We start from the raw sequence: 14,402 nt of genomic DNA on the forward strand, positions 1-14,402 counted from the left end.
CGTCATCGCTGTACCTACCCACGCGGGGAACTCATCCCCGCCGGGCGAAGTGTTCTCCGCGTTCCGCTTTGTGAACCAGGAGAATCGCCATGGAAAAAATACTGGGCCTTTTGCGTCAATTTCCCTTTGTCCGCAACCCCTACTCGCCTCATTCGTTTGTGCGTCTGGATGCGTTCCAAAAGCAGTTCACCATCGTCTGTTCGGGCGTGATGAATGTGCCGAATAAAGCGCCAGGTATCGGATACCGCCAGACCACGAGTGAATACATCGTGGGCTACTGTAGCCTGATCGAGGATGCCATCCGGCTCTGCACGTCACGGTTCTACGACCTGTATGCCTACTCACAGATCGAGACAGCGGCTTCCTTTGAACCGCGCATGATTGAGATCTACTACACCGGCGCCCACGCCTACCCGCTGGGTGCACCGCCCTCAACCATCAGTGCTGAACGCGTACTGAAGGGCTTTATCGGCGAGCACGAAGTTGTCTGGTATCGCCCCTCTGCCGTGGTAGATGAAATTTCTGCACTCGCAGAATGGATGGAGAACTTTCACAACCAGGTGTGCGAGCAGATGACCTCGGGCGATGTGGATGTCGCCCGGGATGCTCGTAGAGAAGCGCGAGAGCTGAACGACTTTTTCATTTCGCTGAAATGGAGGCCATTCGTGCTCAAGGCGCTCAATCAAACCGGTGCCACCTGCTCGGCAGGCCCGCGCCCCGCCTTCGGTGGTGATTGAATAATCGCTGCCGCAAAGAAACTCGTTCGGGCCACATACCTGACCTACTGCAACACCTCACCTCAGCCCGACTCTGTCGGGCTTTTTCTTGGGCTCTCTCTTCCTGCCCCCCTCATCGCATCGATGATCCCACTCCATGGAGGCTGCGCTTCACTCGCCTCGGGATCCAGGAACACACCCCACGCAGCCATCGCGAGCCGTAGGGACTCACGGTGTGACATGGTGAGTAATTGCATGGACTTGACCAGTCGTTTGCATCGGGCGTGCCCCGTGCACTCGATCTCCATGGTTTGCTGGACTCGACCCAAAGCAAACGGTGGCGAGACGACGCTCAACCGGCCGCAGTCGCCATACCATGTGGAAGCATTTATAGAGTTCTTATTGAAGGTTACCCGGACAGCGCCAACGTCCAAACGGCGTTGGCTACTTTTGATCATCCAAAGCTCTGAGCGAAGAAAGGGGGCGTGCCCAAAGTAAGAAGAGTATCTGCTAGTGGTAGGGGTTTCCGGGCGACGACAGGGGATACGTGGGCTATACGTCGAGCTAACGAAAGCGAGCGTGCGCCTAGGGCCGCTCACGCAACTGCATCCAGTCGAAGAAATCCTCACTAGCGAAGCCAATCCCACAGTTGGCGTCAAACCGCTCGTCTATTCTTACCAGAATCATCTTGCTGGCCTGCTCTGGGGACACCGGAACGAAAGCCCCTCCTGGCTCAGCGTGCATAAAGTAATCTCCCAGCTTCGCCCCACAATGCTCACAGTGATTCATGAAGTACCGGTGACCAGCAGCTTTACTGTATGCCAGCTTGAAGTTGCCTGTGAAGCGGCAGATCTGTTTTGAGACAGCTGGGGACATGCTATGGACACTGCCCACCGTGCCGCGATATTCGTTGCATCGCCACTCACCCAGGTTGCTTGTCAGTTCAAACTCTACTTCCTCATCGTACACGTACTCAAATTCCTCGTGCGCCTCTGGAAGCATGAATGCGAATACACGAGTTATATTGGAACATCCCCAGCATCCCGAGGTCGACTCAACCACGTAGTAGTAGGGCGATCTGACTTCAAATTCAGGTTTGTGCTCCAGATCGGACTTGTCTGGTTTCGGCAGCCAACGGACGAGAGCACCCACTGCCACGCCCTCTGGAACGTACCAGGTCTTCAAGCTCGGGTCCCATTTAGCGCCTAGGGATTTCGCTTCGTCTTTCTCTGAAAAGGGTACAACCAAATCAATCCTTGCCATTCTTCTTCCATTTTCTTTAATCACTCTGCCTGCTAAGCAAGCATTATCTGCAATATCCGACTAAATAGTCTCCAGGGAGCGCTTAAGCAGGATCGCGCTTATCAATAAAAATATTAGGCAGCACACGCGAGTCAGGACACCAAGCCTGGACTTAGCCGATTTAGAGGACGTTGAAAGCTTTTTGCGAGACTCCTCGATTTTCTCCTGAATCTCTTCGACACCTACAACGATATGATCGTACTTTTTGGTGGAGCGTTCGAACTCTTCTGTTAGCAGGTTGATATGGCTGACGACATTGTTGTTCAAAGAAACAATCATCCAGGTCGAGATGAACAGACCTACCAGTATGACCAGGTAATCCCACGCAGTCGTAGCTGGTCTTAAAATGGCCCCAGCTGCCACGATACCACCTGGCACGGCAAACGCTTTTGTTTGCTGTGCCATGATAGCTTCTTGCACTTTTCCTAAAAAATTAACGCAATCGCTTTCGATTTCAGTCAAGATTTTATTAACTGAAAACTTGCTGACGTAAACCTTGTAGCGCTCGTTGTACTTTTTGTAAAATTTAGAGACGGACTCCATTATCAAGCGGATGTTGCAGTCCTTCTCATCCTTCAAGAAATCCGTCAGCGTCTCACGCATGACGTGACGACGCTCTTCGCAATGAACATCTTCATCGGCCATCACCGCCGAACGCATTGTTTGAGCGTCTTTTAAATTTTTCTCGCTCACATCGATAGCCAACAACTCATCACTGGTCATCAGGTAAGAAATTTCAAGCTTTGTAAGGAGTGATTCTTTCGAGCTGAAGAAAATATACTTGTGGACTTGCCGGTCATCACCTTCGCTATGGCAGAGCGTTCTGAGGGTTTCTCTAAGCAAAAAATACAGGTCTAGCGACCGGGAAACAGATGCCTGCTGATCGTCATCCATGCCGATAATATAGACATGTTCAGGCCTTTTGCTGCGCGTCCGTATTGCGTGCCACATGGCCTCGGAGCTAGCAAAGAAAGGCACGTAGCCATCATCCCAAAGTGAGGATTCCCAGAGATAAAGATCGGTGCCAATCAGCTCCAAATTTTCGGGGGTATGGCAGCCGTAGGCTTTGAGGAACGCATGCACCTCTTCCATATCGAGCGACTGCGCGTTTAGGATGAGCTCGTCATCATCCAGCGATATGCGATCAAACATCTTCGGAGGCCGAGGACGGATTGTCAGCGTTGATACTTCTCAACTGGTTCGATACCTCAATTGGAAGCTTGACCTTCAGATATACGAAATCCTTGTCGACGCTTAGGTCTGCGTCACTCTTGTCGACGGCCACGGCATCCAGCTTGAAACGCCCCGAAAACTCCCCTGATGGGAGCTTGAGATCGACATAAGCGATGCTTTTGGCGGTGACACCGGAGGGCTGGAACTCTTCGCTCACTTTGAAACGATCAGAGTTTTCTGAGATGAATTTGATGAGGCCGCCATGGTGAGACGAGTCTTCTTTCAGGCACTTGTTGATGACGTGCTGAACTTCTGACAGGTGTATGCGTTCGCCTGCTTTATTTTCAATGTAATCAACGACGCGCTTATGGATTGTGCGTCGTTCTGATGCCGTCAGGGAGTTCGCCTCTTCTTGGAAATACGCAACTAGGGCATTTTTTAAGTTGTCGACACACACCTTTCCGGGAATGGAGTCTGAGCAACCCAAAGCAGCGGTGAAGAACTCGCTCTTTGAATTCCCTTTAATAAAATAAAGGTAGGAATCACCCGTATTCTGCGGGAAGCCTTTTCTGAACTCTGTCAAATCCATGCACGCAGCTTGGCGGAAGTCCTGAAGGTTCAGGCTTTCTGTGTCCTTCGGGTTGAGGTTGCTGTCATTGTCGAAGTCATAACCAGCTTTTTTACCCAACATAACAATTAAGAGATGGTCCACCTGACGGTGGTCTTGGTAGTGTGAAAATACTACATAACCTTCACTTAGTGAGCGACGGGCCGGGTCGTTTGCCTCGTCGCACAGTTGCGTCATGATACCATTAACGAAAGCATCGAATTTCAAATCGCTGGCATATTTTGAAAAGTTAGCAGCAGCCGAGAGCATATTCGGGTCCACGTATCCGTAGATCCTCCCGCTCTTGGAAAATTTCTTACCGATAAAATTGACGAAATCAACGCACACGGGGGATTTCAGGTCCCAGTTGCTTCCCTTATTGCTATCGTAGAACGTCAGGCCGCCAAGCGTTTTCTTGAAAAACTTCGCGGCACACGCGTTCAGCACAACGAGCGGTTTCACCTCAGGTTTCGGGGCCTCTGCTTCAGGGGGCGTTTGAGGTAAAGTTGATACGCGATCGTCCATGATAGTTTCGTCCGTAGTGACTAGAAATACTGACCGCTTTGACGTCAGCTGCAAACCTTGGATGATAGCATAATGAAGGCACTCCAAGTAAGTAACCCTACCTCTCAAGACTAGCAGGTCAGAGCGCCCACTTTTGGGCACTCCAGAAAGTCCATACTCAACCCTTATCGCATACGGCCGCTTCGCTTTCGAACGAACTCGACTCGTTGTTCTAGGCCTGCAATCGCGTATTTTCTGATCTCTATTTCAGTACTACCTGATAAACGAACCTGTACGAATCCTACGCTAAACATGGGACTGGATTAGTAGTCGCACTCCAGGTTTCAGACAGATGCGGCAGGTCAGCAAAAGCTTGTTGCAGATGGGGCTTTGACAGGCGCCGGCGACGTTATTCATTGTGCAGGGGCATACCGCTGGCATTGTCAGCACCCTGCCATGCAGCCTGGATCTGAGAGCTGCGATGCGCCATTGCGCATGATCCACAACCTCAGGTCGCAGCGCTTCCGGTAGTGCGACTGATCGACTGCCATTGCAGCCGATGGAAGCACTGCTGTTGCACCACCTTTTCCCCCTACGGGCCTTGCCCGTAGGGCCAGGCCCTCCACAAAACTCGGAGGTCTGATGAAATTGGAAATGGCTTTATACAAGGCGTTGGTCGCGGCCAACGTCAAAGAAGAACACGCGACTGCAGTCATTGACGCACTGGAGAAAGAAATGAGTTCAGTTCTTGCTACCAAAGCTGATGTCCTGGCACTGCGCACCGAATTGAAAGCCGATGTCTCCGAGCTTCGTATCGAGCTGAAGGCCGAGATCAAAACGCTTCACACTGAAATGGGTGCCATGGGTCACAAGCTTCAGCTACGGCTCTTCCAAGCGGTCGGTGCCATGGGGACGGCAATCGTCGGAATGATGTTTGCCGGATTTAGGTACCTCACCTAATACCCTCTGCTGTACCTACCCACGCGGGGAACTCCCCCGCCGGGCGAAGTGTTCTCCGCGTTCCGCTTCATGAACCAGGAGAGTCACCATGCCCCATCCTTGTTGCATAGAGCCTCACCGGCTCCTTCTTCACGCCGTCAGTGCTCATGCTGAACTGCTGACTCGAACGCCTGCATCCTGTGATGCTCGCTGTTCATCAGCCCTCATTCCCAGGTCGAGGTTTTCCTCTGCCAACACCCTGCCGCGGCTTGTGCAGCACGACTGTGCTGAGCGTCGTCCAGCGGTGTCATTGACGCTCTTGGGTGCCCTGCGCGTCGCCTGAACCCCGTTTCAACCTGACATCCATCCCTAGGGATTCCTTGCCCTACGGGTGAGGTTTATCCCGCCCCAAGGAGTGCTTCATGGGAAAACCTGCGAATGTTTTGCTTCTACCGTTTCCGTTCATTCGGAACCCCTACATCCCGAACTCGTATCTGCGCCTGGACGCGTATGAGCGTCAGTTCACGATTGTTTGCACAGGCGTGTTGAGCTTGCCGGAAGAGGCGCCACACGTGGGTTACTACCAGCTTGCGAGCGAGTACGTGATCGGCCACGGAGGGCTGATCGAGGACGCGATTGTGCTGTGTGCCTCACGCTTCTACGAGCTGCACATGTTTCCAAGGCTGGGGCCGGTGGGTTCGTTCGATCCGCGCACCGTCGAGATTTATTACACCGGGGCTAGGGCCTACAAACGAGGCTCTGCAACGCACGACAGGGCAAATGCCGAGCGAGTGCTCTCCGGGGTTGTTGAGACCTCTGAGATCGTCTGGCGGCGTCCCTGTCGCACGGCTGAAGAAGTGTCGGCTGTTGAACATCGGATAGCGGCACTGCTTGAGCAGGCCAACGAGGACATACGTGGGGAAGCCTACGATTCGGCAAGGATTGCCAGGCGAGAAGCCAGGGAATTGAAAGGTTTCTTGATATCACCTAGATGGCGAGCGTTTGCCTTGCAGGCGCTCATCAATACCGGCGTCACCTGCTGCACCGCTTAACACGTAGACGCATCAATAACCGCAACCGGGAAATCACCTCCCGGTCGGGACAGGTGATTTCTCTACACAGGAGAAGTCAAATGTTCCACCCCAAGCAAAAACAAACGGTCGACCTACTGCCGTACGCCATGACAGTCACGCCGCAGGCATGGGAGCAAGCGGTGTCGTGCCACAAGCACCGTCGGCGCTCGACCTTCGAAAGCCGGCTGTATGAGCTGTTGAGTGCGGCAGCCAAGGCGTACAAGCAACACCGTGAAGCCCCGCAGGTGCATTTCAGCCTGTACCCGTTTCTTAGGAAGAAACAGCCACGGCTGGAGCTGACATTGAGCCTTATGGCCCCCATCCAGGGAAAGCCGTATCTGCTCCTCTCGCTCAGGGATGAGCTGGTGGAGTCATGATCTGACGGTACCCATTGCAATACCCACTCAAGCCCGACTCTGTCGGGCTTTTTTCTGCAGTTGCTCGAGGAGTATTTCGCGATGTCGAGCGTTTTTACGAGACTTGATATGTATATGGAGTCTCTATTCCGCGGGACACATGCCAAGAATTCACTTCGGTATAGATTTTTGATCTAGCGAACTCTGCATCGCTTAACGATTGCCTCAATAGGGGTTCGATTGCATTAGCACCTACTGAACGACCATCACCGAAAATCGACTTTAGCCCCCCGCACAGAATATCAATTGCATCATGTCCACGCACATAGTACCAATCATTAACATCTGGAAGCCTCTGCATTTCACTGCGTAAAAAATCGACTGATTCACCTACCCCGAGCTGAACAGCTCGTGCTAAAGCGGACTCCTGATCGTAACTCCAGTCCGCCCCAAAAAAACTTATAGGTTTAAATTTTTTTAAGCAGACTCGTTTATGAATATTATTAACCGCCCTAATTTTTCCAAAAAACAGAGCGCGCTGTACAACCGCATCAACTATTGATGTGCCATTTGCCTCAAATCGCTCAACCAGTGCAGGCTGTGCGTACTCTGCCAATACACATGCAATACTATTAGCCCTTAGCATCAGCCCCTCAAGGTCTCGCGGTTCGGTTGAGATAACATTTTTTGGAAGCTGATATTTAGTTAGCCAATCATAGTCATTATCCACAATTCCGAGCATGTTCAGATCAGAGAACCGCGGATCCGAATTAAACACATCCATGGCACGGATAAGCTTATATTTCCCAGTCGAATCAATAAGGCAGAGCCCTGGCTTAACTCTAGGCCTAAAGAATTTTAGATCTGTTACGCCCTCAAGCAACCAGAAAACGGCCTCAGGGTCTACTGATATAGTCATCAACACTTCAGCAACTATGTCCCCAGGCTCTCTATCAGTAATCATCCTGTTCACCAATTTCGTCCAGAGATTCCATCAACTCGTAGAAGTCACCAACGATAAACGGTGAGTGAGTTGCAATCAACGCATCAAAACCAACTAAATCTCGGATCCGCTTTAGATCCTGAATGAAGCTTTTTTGCCACTTAACATGAAGCGAAATTTCAGGCTCATCTATGAGCAAAAGTGAATTAGAAGGAGTTTTAAATAATAGCTCATACATCAAAACGATTTCGTGCTGCTCACCTGAAGACAAGGACGAAAGTGGAATATCGCCCCCTGCCTCACCTACAACTGAAAGCCCACGCTCTTTATTTATTATAATTCGCTTGTGAGCCAGCTTTACTCTTAGAAGATCCGAAAGTACAAAACACTTCTCTGCCAAATTACCAAAAACACTCAACTTCGACTCGCTATCCTGAACAAACAAACTCATTGTTTCTATTTTTCCAGGCGACAGAGACTTTACGTCAGAGGGGAAGGATGGGCCTTCAATCGTTGCTAGCAAACCCATTGCACTCAACCAAGTCTGATACGCCTCAAGGTTTTTCAATCGTTCGCTTACCAAGTCCGGACTTAGGAACTCATGATCTCCTGCAATCAGTCTATGCGGGAAAGATTGATCAAGGGTTTGGGATCTCTGGGCATATTCAGCACTAACAGCTTCGATTTGCCCAATCATATCCGCAGCACAAAGATCAACGGTCGGCCTTGAATTTTCCCCGCCACGAACTGCCAATCGATAGGTATCAATCAGCTTTACGTTTAGTTCTCGGCGTATTTTCTCAAAAAAAGCTGATCTGGTTTTTCGTTTACGATTTTTGCCATGAATAAATTTATGAGCAAGATCCCACACATCTACTGGCTCGCCGGTATTCTCATCGAACCATAAACCTTGCCTAACCTCTTTAAGCCACGGCCTAGATTCTGCCATCGCCTTAGCAATAGAAAGTAATTCAGGATCCATCGATGAGATAGTCTCTATATGAGAGCTACCAGATTTAAAAAATGAAATCTCTAGCGGACCACTGAGATAGGAACGATCATTTTTCTCTAGAGGCTTACCACTTGGCTCTCGAGAAATAGATATTTTAACTTCATCAGTAAGCCCGACATGTATAGTCCTAAAAGGAATGCTACCTAACGCATCAATATTCCATTCAAAGAGGTACTTCAGGCACTTAAGAACTGCGGTCTTACCAACTCCGTTAGCCCCATGGATGATAGTAACGCCACCATCCCTGAGTGAAACTTTGTGATTGTAAATACCATAAAGCTTAGAAATGAAAATCTCTTCGATCTTGACAAATTTACTCATGACTACTCCCTTAGTAATGCAGCAATCATGACACAACCAATGGCCATGAGCCATCGTCCTCACCGACTCTTCGTCGACTCTTTCCACCAGCCGAGCCATCGCCTTTTCTTCGACGATAGCATTCCTTGATGATAGGTCGCGTTCAGCCAAGAGCGGACACTAACCAAGATCCGCTTCAGCTTATGGAGTTTGAGCTAGGCGACCTGCAAGCTCTCGATGGGCTGATGCTATTCCATTGATACATCGGGTGACCTCGACGGCAGCAAAGGTGGCGTAACAACCAAAGCAGGCATCGGTACTGCTGCGTTCGATTTCCGCCTGATTGTTCTTGGCGTGTTCGTAGGCGGTGTAGGTGTCACTCATTCAAGAATATCCCTGGGCCAAACAGCGAGCGGTTTCAGTCCTGGAGGTTTTCAGCCAGGAAGGCCACCAGTTCCATGGGGCTGCGACTGTTGATCACGTTGTAGATCAGGTCGCGCTTGCCCCGCGGCAGTTTCTTCACGCAGCTTTTGGCGGAGGCCCGCACGGCTTCGTCCGTACCATGTATACGGGCGGCCAGTAGCAGGATGAGAACAGCGTCGGAGAGGGTCATAAATCAGTGGCTCGGTCGATCTGGACGAGAGGCTATCGGCGCCTTCAGGGTTTTCTCCAGAGGCCGGGCGGGTCGCCGCTCGGCCGGCAGGCTGGGTCAACGCAGAAGCTAAACCAACTCTTGGGCAATCACCATAAGCAAAGGCTCCACGTGCGGACCAGTTTTCCGGCTGTGATCCTGCGCCGTCTTGAGGAGGATTCAAGGCTTCTCTCTCAGGAGCCTCACCATGCCTCATCTTCACCACACGCCATCTGCGATCTCAACGGTTGCCGCAATGAAGAAAACACGCCTGCTGGCAGCCGCTGTCAGGTCTCTCTATGCCCTCCTCCTGCGTGCCGCCTCAGCCCTACCCAACAGCGTAGGGCAACGCCGTGGGCAACTGCTGGCCGTTGAGTATTGTCACGTCTCTGCACGGCGTACGCAGGCAGTGAAGCCATGAACATGAGCACGCACAAATCCCTCAAGCTCCTGGGCCTCGTTGTCGTCGTGCCGTTGGCTTTGGCTCTACTGAGCCTGCTCATCGTGAGCTTCGTGACAATCGGTGGCCTTTCCCTCATGCGCCTCGCAACCTGGCAAGAGTGGCAGATTCATAACTACTGGTACTTCCTGATCGCCCGGCTCACCTTATTCAGCCTCGCCGCATGGGGATGGGTATGGTTCCGCCGAAGGACGCTCCGAGCTCAGCCGGTCTTTCTCAAAAGCCTGAAAAGGGCCGAAGTCACCGCTGTCCTCGGCATCCTGCTGATCGAACTGGTGCGGGCCTTGGCATTGTGGGGGGAGTTGGTATGACGCTTTATACCAACGATTACCTGGAGTACTACCTGACGTTGGTAGGTTGGCTGGTCAGCAATGGAGTTTGGAACGTGCTGATGGACTCCGGTTTTTTCGCGCTGCCCTTTCTGGTCATCATACTTCAGGAGTGGTTCAACGCTCGGGAAGACGGGGGTGGCAGCGATCTGGCGTTCGCCGCCAGCGCCAGAATTGAACACCGTCTGTGGTTGGCCGCTGCGGTCATCCTGTTCGCCGGAGTGCCCTTCATCACCCTGAATCTGACTACCCTGGAGTTCGACAAGAGCCGCTCGCAACAGTGTCAGTACCTGCAGCCCGATCCTCAGGACACCGGGTGGGGAAAGTCCTTTACCGCCCTGAACGACCAAAGCGCCAAGGTCCCGCTCTGGTGGTTCTTCGTGCATTCGATATCGAAGGCCGTGAGTGGTGCCGCAGTGGCTGCCATTCCCTGTGGAACCGATCTGCGGCAGATGCGCATGGAGGTGAACAATAGTCGGCTGAAGAACCCGCTGCTGGGTCAGGAGGTCGCCGACTTCACCAACGATTGCTACGGCTACTCCCGGGCCAAGCTGTTCATGAGCCGCCCGCCCCTCACCGAGGAGCAAACCAACGACATCAATTGGATTGGTTCCAGGTACTTTCTGGAGAAACCGGGTTACTACGACACCTATCACTCCAAGACCCCACGAACCGAATGGCCCTACGATCCGGACCGGGATGCGGGCCTAGCACAAGTGAGTGGCGGGGGTGGCTACCCGACATGTAATCAGTGGTGGAATGATGAAGAAAAGGGATTGAGAGACCGAGTACTTAGCGAGGTAGACAGCACCCTGCTGGAGCGCTTCGAAAAGTGGGCTAGTTTTGCCAGCAAAGATGAGGTGAACGACGCGCTCATTCGGCAGGTGGTGTCACCCCGGAATCAGAAAATGACCCAAGGCCAAGTCTATACGGACTATGGTGGGCGGATCGGCACCTCGATACCTGACTTTGCTGCTCGGGTGACGGGGGCCGTCGGGACGACCATGGGGACCTTGACGAACCTGCCGGCGATGGACGTGGTGCGCCAGGCGCTACCGATGGTAATGGCCTTCCTGAAGATGGCACTGGTGATCTGCATTCCACTGGTGCTTGTGCTCGGTAGCTACGACCTGAAAGCAGTGATCACCGTGTCGGTGGTGCAGTTCGCGATGATCTTCGTCGACTTCTGGTTCCAACTTGCACGCTGGATCGACAGCACCATCTTCGATGCCCTCTACGGGCTCGGTTCGCCCCATGCAAACTTAAACCCGCTGATGGGATTGAACAATGAGCAGGCTGACTTTCTGTTGGGCTTAGTGATGGGAGCTATGTTCATCATTATGCCATCGTTTTGGATGTCGGCACTGACATGGGTGGGGATCCGATCAGGTCAAATTTTAAGAGGATTGACAGATGGAACTAGCAGCGCCCATCAATTCGGAGGAGCGGGCAAAAGCATCCTAGAGAACACCATAAAAAAATCGCTTAATAGGATCAAGAAAAGTTGACTCTAATCAAACTTATGAAATGCTGGATCATTAATATTTTCTGGGGAGTAAGGATCGGGAAATAGCTGTTCTCCATCCATCCATACAGCATCCTCTTCCTCTTCCTCTTTTCCTATTTCTGAACTACTAAGCAAGATCTCCTTGCACACAATAACTCCGATAACCGCGACCACAACCCAGAACACGGCAAACAGGAATACACCAATCAGCGATAACCTGATCAGCGCACCCAGCAAGCTCGCCAACGTGGCGGGCATACCCTTCTTCATCGCCCAGCGAATCACCGGCGCTTCGAGCCTACGGTAGCGGGCCGAGAACCACCCAAATACGAAGCCAATGCGGTAGGTAAATCCTTTTTTCTTCGTTTCAGCAGCCATACTTCTGACCTCGCGATTGAGATTTCTCTCGCCGTACAACTTATCGGTACGACGCACAATTCAGCTTGGCAGAGGACACAAATAAGAGCCCGTAAGAATTTTCTCAAATGACGGTAGATTTGACGGAAAACGTGAAAAATTAGGGGCATTCAATCCAGCGGCAAGACAACTCTCTTTCCCTTGAGTGAAATTTCCTAGAAAATCCCGACCGCTTGCGTCTGCCAATTCCAGTGCACTAGTCTCCCCTCGTCACCGCATATTCGGTGACTCGGTTTTGACAGACTGAAACTCACAGGCGCAAACAGCCCCCGACCACTATTGCAGGCATTTTTTTGATGCTTGTCGTTGAGTGTTATGGCGGCTGTGCGCAGGGCACCCTCGGGTGCGCCGGGTATCCTGTGTCCGGTCTGTCAACCTACGTACAGCTGCCACCCTTACTGTTTGACAGCAGTGGGTGGTAGTCCTTCATCACAGGAGCCACGCCATGTTCAAACCTACCCCCAATCCGCCTGCATCACCCAACGCCGTAAACATCGACTCGCGTATTGCCGACCGGGCCTTGTCTCACTATGACCTTGGGCCCAAGGCAGGTTCGAAGCCCCTCCCTGTCTCCGTGCTGCTGGAGAACTTGCCTCTGTCCAGGGATCGGGAAACCATCCTGCTCGACGTCTACTCGATTCTGCAATCCGCGGCGGCCACTGCCTATGAAAACGCCGACAACCAGACCGGCACGAATCGCAAGGTCGCGATGGGTGTGGTGCACCTGATCGAGTTGGCGCAGCAGAAGATAGATTCAGTGCTGGATATGCAGGAAGCCCGCGTCAGAGGTTGATGCGCCAGAAGCACAAACGGGAAGCCTCGCTTCCCGTTTTGCTTTCACCGCTCACGCCTTTCGCTGCACGATGACTTTTGAGGTCAGCGCCAAGCCTTCCTCCGTTGGATCCGGGCGACTCCAACTGACCACTGCGGCCCCCTTAAGCCTGGGTCCAGAGGTTATCCGGCCCTAAGCTGAATGTCAGGTCATAGTGTAGTGGTCAACTAATCCCGGACACGACGTTAAGTTTTTTCTCGGCCTGAGTAACCCAGCGACGCCACACGGACTCGACCACCCCAAGCGAGCGGCTGGCTTCGATATGGCTATAGCCTTGATCGAGCACGAGGCCTGCGGCCTCGCGTTTGAATTCAGCGGAAAAGGAACGAGGTTGCTTGGTCATCAGACACCTCTATCTGGCGAGTATTCTCGCCTAAATGGGTGTCCGGTATCATTAGACCACTACACTTCACCGTGGACGCGGATCCGAGGCAAATCCCATTGAAAGCTATGAGGCGCGCGTTGAGTGAGGTCTCTTCTCGACGAATCTCCTCAATGGCCTGATCGATCGACTCGCTTGTGTTACGGATAGGCGACTCAGAAGCAGTGATCTGATTCAGAAGAGTATTCGCTTGTAATCCTCGCACCTCATTGTCACCACCTGACGTGATACGCTGAACGTATTGCAATCTCTCGCTAACCTCCTTGTTGGCTCGAGAAAAGTAAGACATGAAGCTTGGTGTCTTGTCGATTTGTTGTTCCGCCCTCGCCACATAAGCATTCAGTGACCGTTCCAACGCCAGCGCCGAGCGATTCAACGCCTCAACCTGATCGACTCGGGCACTCTCCGATTTGATCGACTGGCCGGCCTGCGTCAATCGACCTACAGCAGCATTGAACTCCTCGATGTTGCTGCGAGCAAAACGCGCCTGGAGTGCAGCACCGGAGTTATCAACCATGTTGAGTTCCAGGCCTGAGTCCGTCACTGCGCCGCTGAAATTCTGGGTAATGGGGATGCCCACCCTAGCCATCGTCAACGTCAGACTCTCACCGTCAACGGCTCCTATGACGTTGAGCTGAAGCTTTTCCAATGCACCTTGAGTATTGAGGGCTACACGCTGAAGGCTGCCAACGAGCTTTCCATCAGACGTCTGTGTGAGTTGCATCAATTCGGCGCCAGACTCCCGCTTGGCTACATAAGTGCCTGATACAGAACGCTCAAAACACCCCACCAGCATCAGCACTATTGGCACCAACAGCATCATGCGTGTTTGGCTTTCCATGCCATCCCCTCCTCCAAGACACTCCCAGTATAGAACGTCCTTAACTCTCTATCGCCAAACCAATGCAACGAGTGAAAT

At 52.2% G+C, this 14,402-nt stretch carries 16 protein-coding genes and 1 pseudogene; 7 read left to right on the forward strand and 10 right to left on the reverse strand.

Annotated features, from left to right (window positions below; translation table 11 throughout):
• The first annotated feature begins 89 nt into the window (after positions 1-89).
• On the forward strand, positions 90-737 hold the full coding sequence (locus HX851_RS29795) for a hypothetical protein (protein WP_177066372.1): 648 nt from the start codon (positions 90-92) through the stop codon (positions 735-737).
• 564 nt (positions 738-1,301) lie between these two features.
• On the opposite strand, the gene HX851_RS29800 is transcribed toward HX851_RS29795, so the two are convergent.
• From HX851_RS29800 to HX851_RS29810, 3 genes are read right to left on the reverse strand one after another with little or no spacing between them, the layout of a single operon-like run.
• The gene (locus HX851_RS29800) at positions 1,302-1,979 is read right to left on the reverse strand and encodes a DUF5710 domain-containing protein (RefSeq protein WP_177066373.1); all 678 of its coding nucleotides are present in this window, start codon (positions 1,977-1,979) and stop codon (positions 1,302-1,304) included.
• Between the two features lie 60 nt (positions 1,980-2,039).
• Positions 2,040-3,170: an anti-phage protein gene (locus HX851_RS29805; protein ID WP_177066374.1), complete on the reverse strand. Its 1,131-nt coding sequence runs from the start codon at positions 3,168-3,170 to the stop codon at positions 2,040-2,042.
• The gene (locus HX851_RS29810) at positions 3,163-4,323 is read right to left on the reverse strand and encodes a nucleoid-associated anti-phage protein (protein ID WP_177066375.1); all 1,161 of its coding nucleotides are present in this window, start codon (positions 4,321-4,323) and stop codon (positions 3,163-3,165) included. The genes HX851_RS29805 and HX851_RS29810 overlap by 8 nt, the downstream gene beginning before the upstream one ends.
• A gap of 621 nt (positions 4,324-4,944) precedes the next feature.
• Between HX851_RS29810 and HX851_RS29815 the strand changes: the two genes are divergently transcribed.
• From HX851_RS29815 to HX851_RS29825, 3 genes are all read left to right on the forward strand, one after another.
• Positions 4,945-5,262, forward strand: a complete 318-nt coding sequence (locus tag HX851_RS29815; protein WP_177066376.1) for a hypothetical protein — start codon at positions 4,945-4,947, stop codon at positions 5,260-5,262.
• Positions 5,263-5,663: 401 nt separating this feature from the next.
• Positions 5,664-6,293, forward strand: coding sequence for a hypothetical protein (locus tag HX851_RS29820; RefSeq protein ID WP_177066377.1), 630 nt, complete (start codon positions 5,664-5,666; stop codon positions 6,291-6,293).
• Positions 6,294-6,373: 80 nt separating this feature from the next.
• Positions 6,374-6,691 carry a hypothetical protein gene (locus tag HX851_RS29825; RefSeq protein WP_177066378.1) on the forward strand — a complete coding sequence of 106 codons (318 nt, stop codon included), beginning with the start codon at positions 6,374-6,376 and terminating at the stop codon, positions 6,689-6,691.
• A 94-nt stretch (positions 6,692-6,785) separates the two neighbouring features.
• Here the strand turns inward: HX851_RS29825 and HX851_RS29830 are convergent, their stop codons facing one another.
• The 4 genes from HX851_RS29830 to HX851_RS29845 all read right to left on the reverse strand — a co-directional run bounded on the left by HX851_RS29830 (position 6,786) and on the right by HX851_RS29845 (position 9,538).
• Positions 6,786-7,634 (reverse strand): DUF4435 domain-containing protein, encoded by an 849-nt coding sequence (locus HX851_RS29830; RefSeq protein ID WP_256262845.1) that lies wholly within the window; start codon positions 7,632-7,634, stop codon positions 6,786-6,788.
• Positions 7,624-8,946 carry an AAA family ATPase gene (locus tag HX851_RS29835; RefSeq protein ID WP_177066380.1) on the reverse strand — a complete coding sequence of 441 codons (1,323 nt, stop codon included), beginning with the start codon at positions 8,944-8,946 and terminating at the stop codon, positions 7,624-7,626. The genes HX851_RS29830 and HX851_RS29835 overlap by 11 nt, the downstream gene beginning before the upstream one ends.
• Before the next feature lie 180 nt (positions 8,947-9,126).
• Positions 9,127-9,309 carry a hypothetical protein gene (locus HX851_RS29840; RefSeq protein ID WP_177066381.1) on the reverse strand — a complete coding sequence of 61 codons (183 nt, stop codon included), beginning with the start codon at positions 9,307-9,309 and terminating at the stop codon, positions 9,127-9,129.
• 34 nt (positions 9,310-9,343) lie between these two features.
• Positions 9,344-9,538 (reverse strand): DUF7740 domain-containing protein, encoded by a 195-nt coding sequence (locus tag HX851_RS29845; RefSeq protein ID WP_177066382.1) that lies wholly within the window; start codon positions 9,536-9,538, stop codon positions 9,344-9,346.
• A 435-nt stretch (positions 9,539-9,973) separates the two neighbouring features.
• Between HX851_RS29845 and HX851_RS29850 the strand changes: the two genes are divergently transcribed.
• Both HX851_RS29850 and HX851_RS29855 read left to right on the forward strand, forming a co-directional pair.
• A complete protein-coding gene (locus HX851_RS29850; RefSeq protein ID WP_177063811.1) occupies positions 9,974-10,327 on the forward strand; it encodes a hypothetical protein in 354 nt (117 codons plus the stop codon).
• A complete protein-coding gene (locus tag HX851_RS29855; RefSeq protein WP_177066383.1) occupies positions 10,324-11,853 on the forward strand; it encodes a conjugal transfer protein TraG N-terminal domain-containing protein in 1,530 nt (509 codons plus the stop codon). The genes HX851_RS29850 and HX851_RS29855 overlap by 4 nt, the downstream gene beginning before the upstream one ends.
• A 2-nt stretch (positions 11,854-11,855) precedes the next feature.
• Here HX851_RS29855 and HX851_RS29860 read toward each other — a convergent pair whose 3' ends face one another.
• Positions 11,856-12,230 (reverse strand): DUF3742 family protein, encoded by a 375-nt coding sequence (locus tag HX851_RS29860; protein ID WP_177066384.1) that lies wholly within the window; start codon positions 12,228-12,230, stop codon positions 11,856-11,858.
• Positions 12,231-12,714: 484 nt separating this feature from the next.
• On the opposite strand from HX851_RS29860, the gene HX851_RS29865 reads away from it, so the two are divergent.
• Positions 12,715-13,062 (forward strand): DUF6124 family protein, encoded by a 348-nt coding sequence (locus tag HX851_RS29865; protein ID WP_177066385.1) that lies wholly within the window; start codon positions 12,715-12,717, stop codon positions 13,060-13,062.
• 214 nt (positions 13,063-13,276) lie between these two features.
• On the opposite strand, the pseudogene HX851_RS29870 reads toward HX851_RS29865, so the two are convergent.
• Positions 13,277-13,444 (reverse strand): annotated as a pseudogene (locus tag HX851_RS29870) (transposase); the annotation flags it as partial.
• On the reverse strand, positions 13,413-14,324 hold the full coding sequence (locus HX851_RS29875) for a hypothetical protein (protein ID WP_177066386.1): 912 nt from the start codon (positions 14,322-14,324) through the stop codon (positions 13,413-13,415). The pseudogene HX851_RS29870 and the gene HX851_RS29875, both read right to left, overlap by 32 nt.
• Between the last annotated feature and the right edge of the window lie 78 nt (positions 14,325-14,402).

This window comes from Pseudomonas gingeri, from assembly GCF_013385635.1.
GTDB lineage: Bacteria > Pseudomonadota > Gammaproteobacteria > Pseudomonadales > Pseudomonadaceae > Aquipseudomonas > Aquipseudomonas gingeri_A.

What these genes read in the sequence shown, in the direction of transcription:
- HX851_RS29845 (WP_177066382.1), bottom strand. Translation starts at nt 9,538, where the DNA reads ATGACCCTCTCCGACGCTGTTCTCATCCTGCTACTGGCCGCCCGTATA.
- HX851_RS29875 (WP_177066386.1), bottom strand. Translation starts at nt 14,324, where the DNA reads ATGGAAAGCCAAACACGCATGATGCTGTTGGTGCCAATAGTGCTGATG.
- HX851_RS29840 (WP_177066381.1), bottom strand. Translation starts at nt 9,309, where the DNA reads ATGAGTGACACCTACACCGCCTACGAACACGCCAAGAACAATCAGGCG.
- HX851_RS29835 (WP_177066380.1), bottom strand. Translation starts at nt 8,946, where the DNA reads ATGAGTAAATTTGTCAAGATCGAAGAGATTTTCATTTCTAAGCTTTAT.
- HX851_RS29865 (WP_177066385.1), top strand. Translation starts at nt 12,715, where the DNA reads ATGTTCAAACCTACCCCCAATCCGCCTGCATCACCCAACGCCGTAAAC.
- HX851_RS29825 (WP_177066378.1), top strand. Translation starts at nt 6,374, where the DNA reads ATGTTCCACCCCAAGCAAAAACAAACGGTCGACCTACTGCCGTACGCC.
- HX851_RS29850 (WP_177063811.1), top strand. Translation starts at nt 9,974, where the DNA reads ATGAACATGAGCACGCACAAATCCCTCAAGCTCCTGGGCCTCGTTGTC.
- HX851_RS29860 (WP_177066384.1), bottom strand. Translation starts at nt 12,230, where the DNA reads ATGGCTGCTGAAACGAAGAAAAAAGGATTTACCTACCGCATTGGCTTC.
- HX851_RS29810 (WP_177066375.1), bottom strand. Translation starts at nt 4,323, where the DNA reads ATGGACGATCGCGTATCAACTTTACCTCAAACGCCCCCTGAAGCAGAG.
- HX851_RS29795 (WP_177066372.1), top strand. Translation starts at nt 90, where the DNA reads ATGGAAAAAATACTGGGCCTTTTGCGTCAATTTCCCTTTGTCCGCAAC.
- HX851_RS29815 (WP_177066376.1), top strand. Translation starts at nt 4,945, where the DNA reads ATGAAATTGGAAATGGCTTTATACAAGGCGTTGGTCGCGGCCAACGTC.
- HX851_RS29820 (WP_177066377.1), top strand. Translation starts at nt 5,664, where the DNA reads ATGGGAAAACCTGCGAATGTTTTGCTTCTACCGTTTCCGTTCATTCGG.
- HX851_RS29855 (WP_177066383.1), top strand. Translation starts at nt 10,324, where the DNA reads ATGACGCTTTATACCAACGATTACCTGGAGTACTACCTGACGTTGGTA.
- HX851_RS29800 (WP_177066373.1), bottom strand. Translation starts at nt 1,979, where the DNA reads ATGGCAAGGATTGATTTGGTTGTACCCTTTTCAGAGAAAGACGAAGCG.
- HX851_RS29805 (WP_177066374.1), bottom strand. Translation starts at nt 3,170, where the DNA reads ATGTTTGATCGCATATCGCTGGATGATGACGAGCTCATCCTAAACGCG.
- HX851_RS29830 (WP_256262845.1), bottom strand. Translation starts at nt 7,634, where the DNA reads ATGATTACTGATAGAGAGCCTGGGGACATAGTTGCTGAAGTGTTGATG.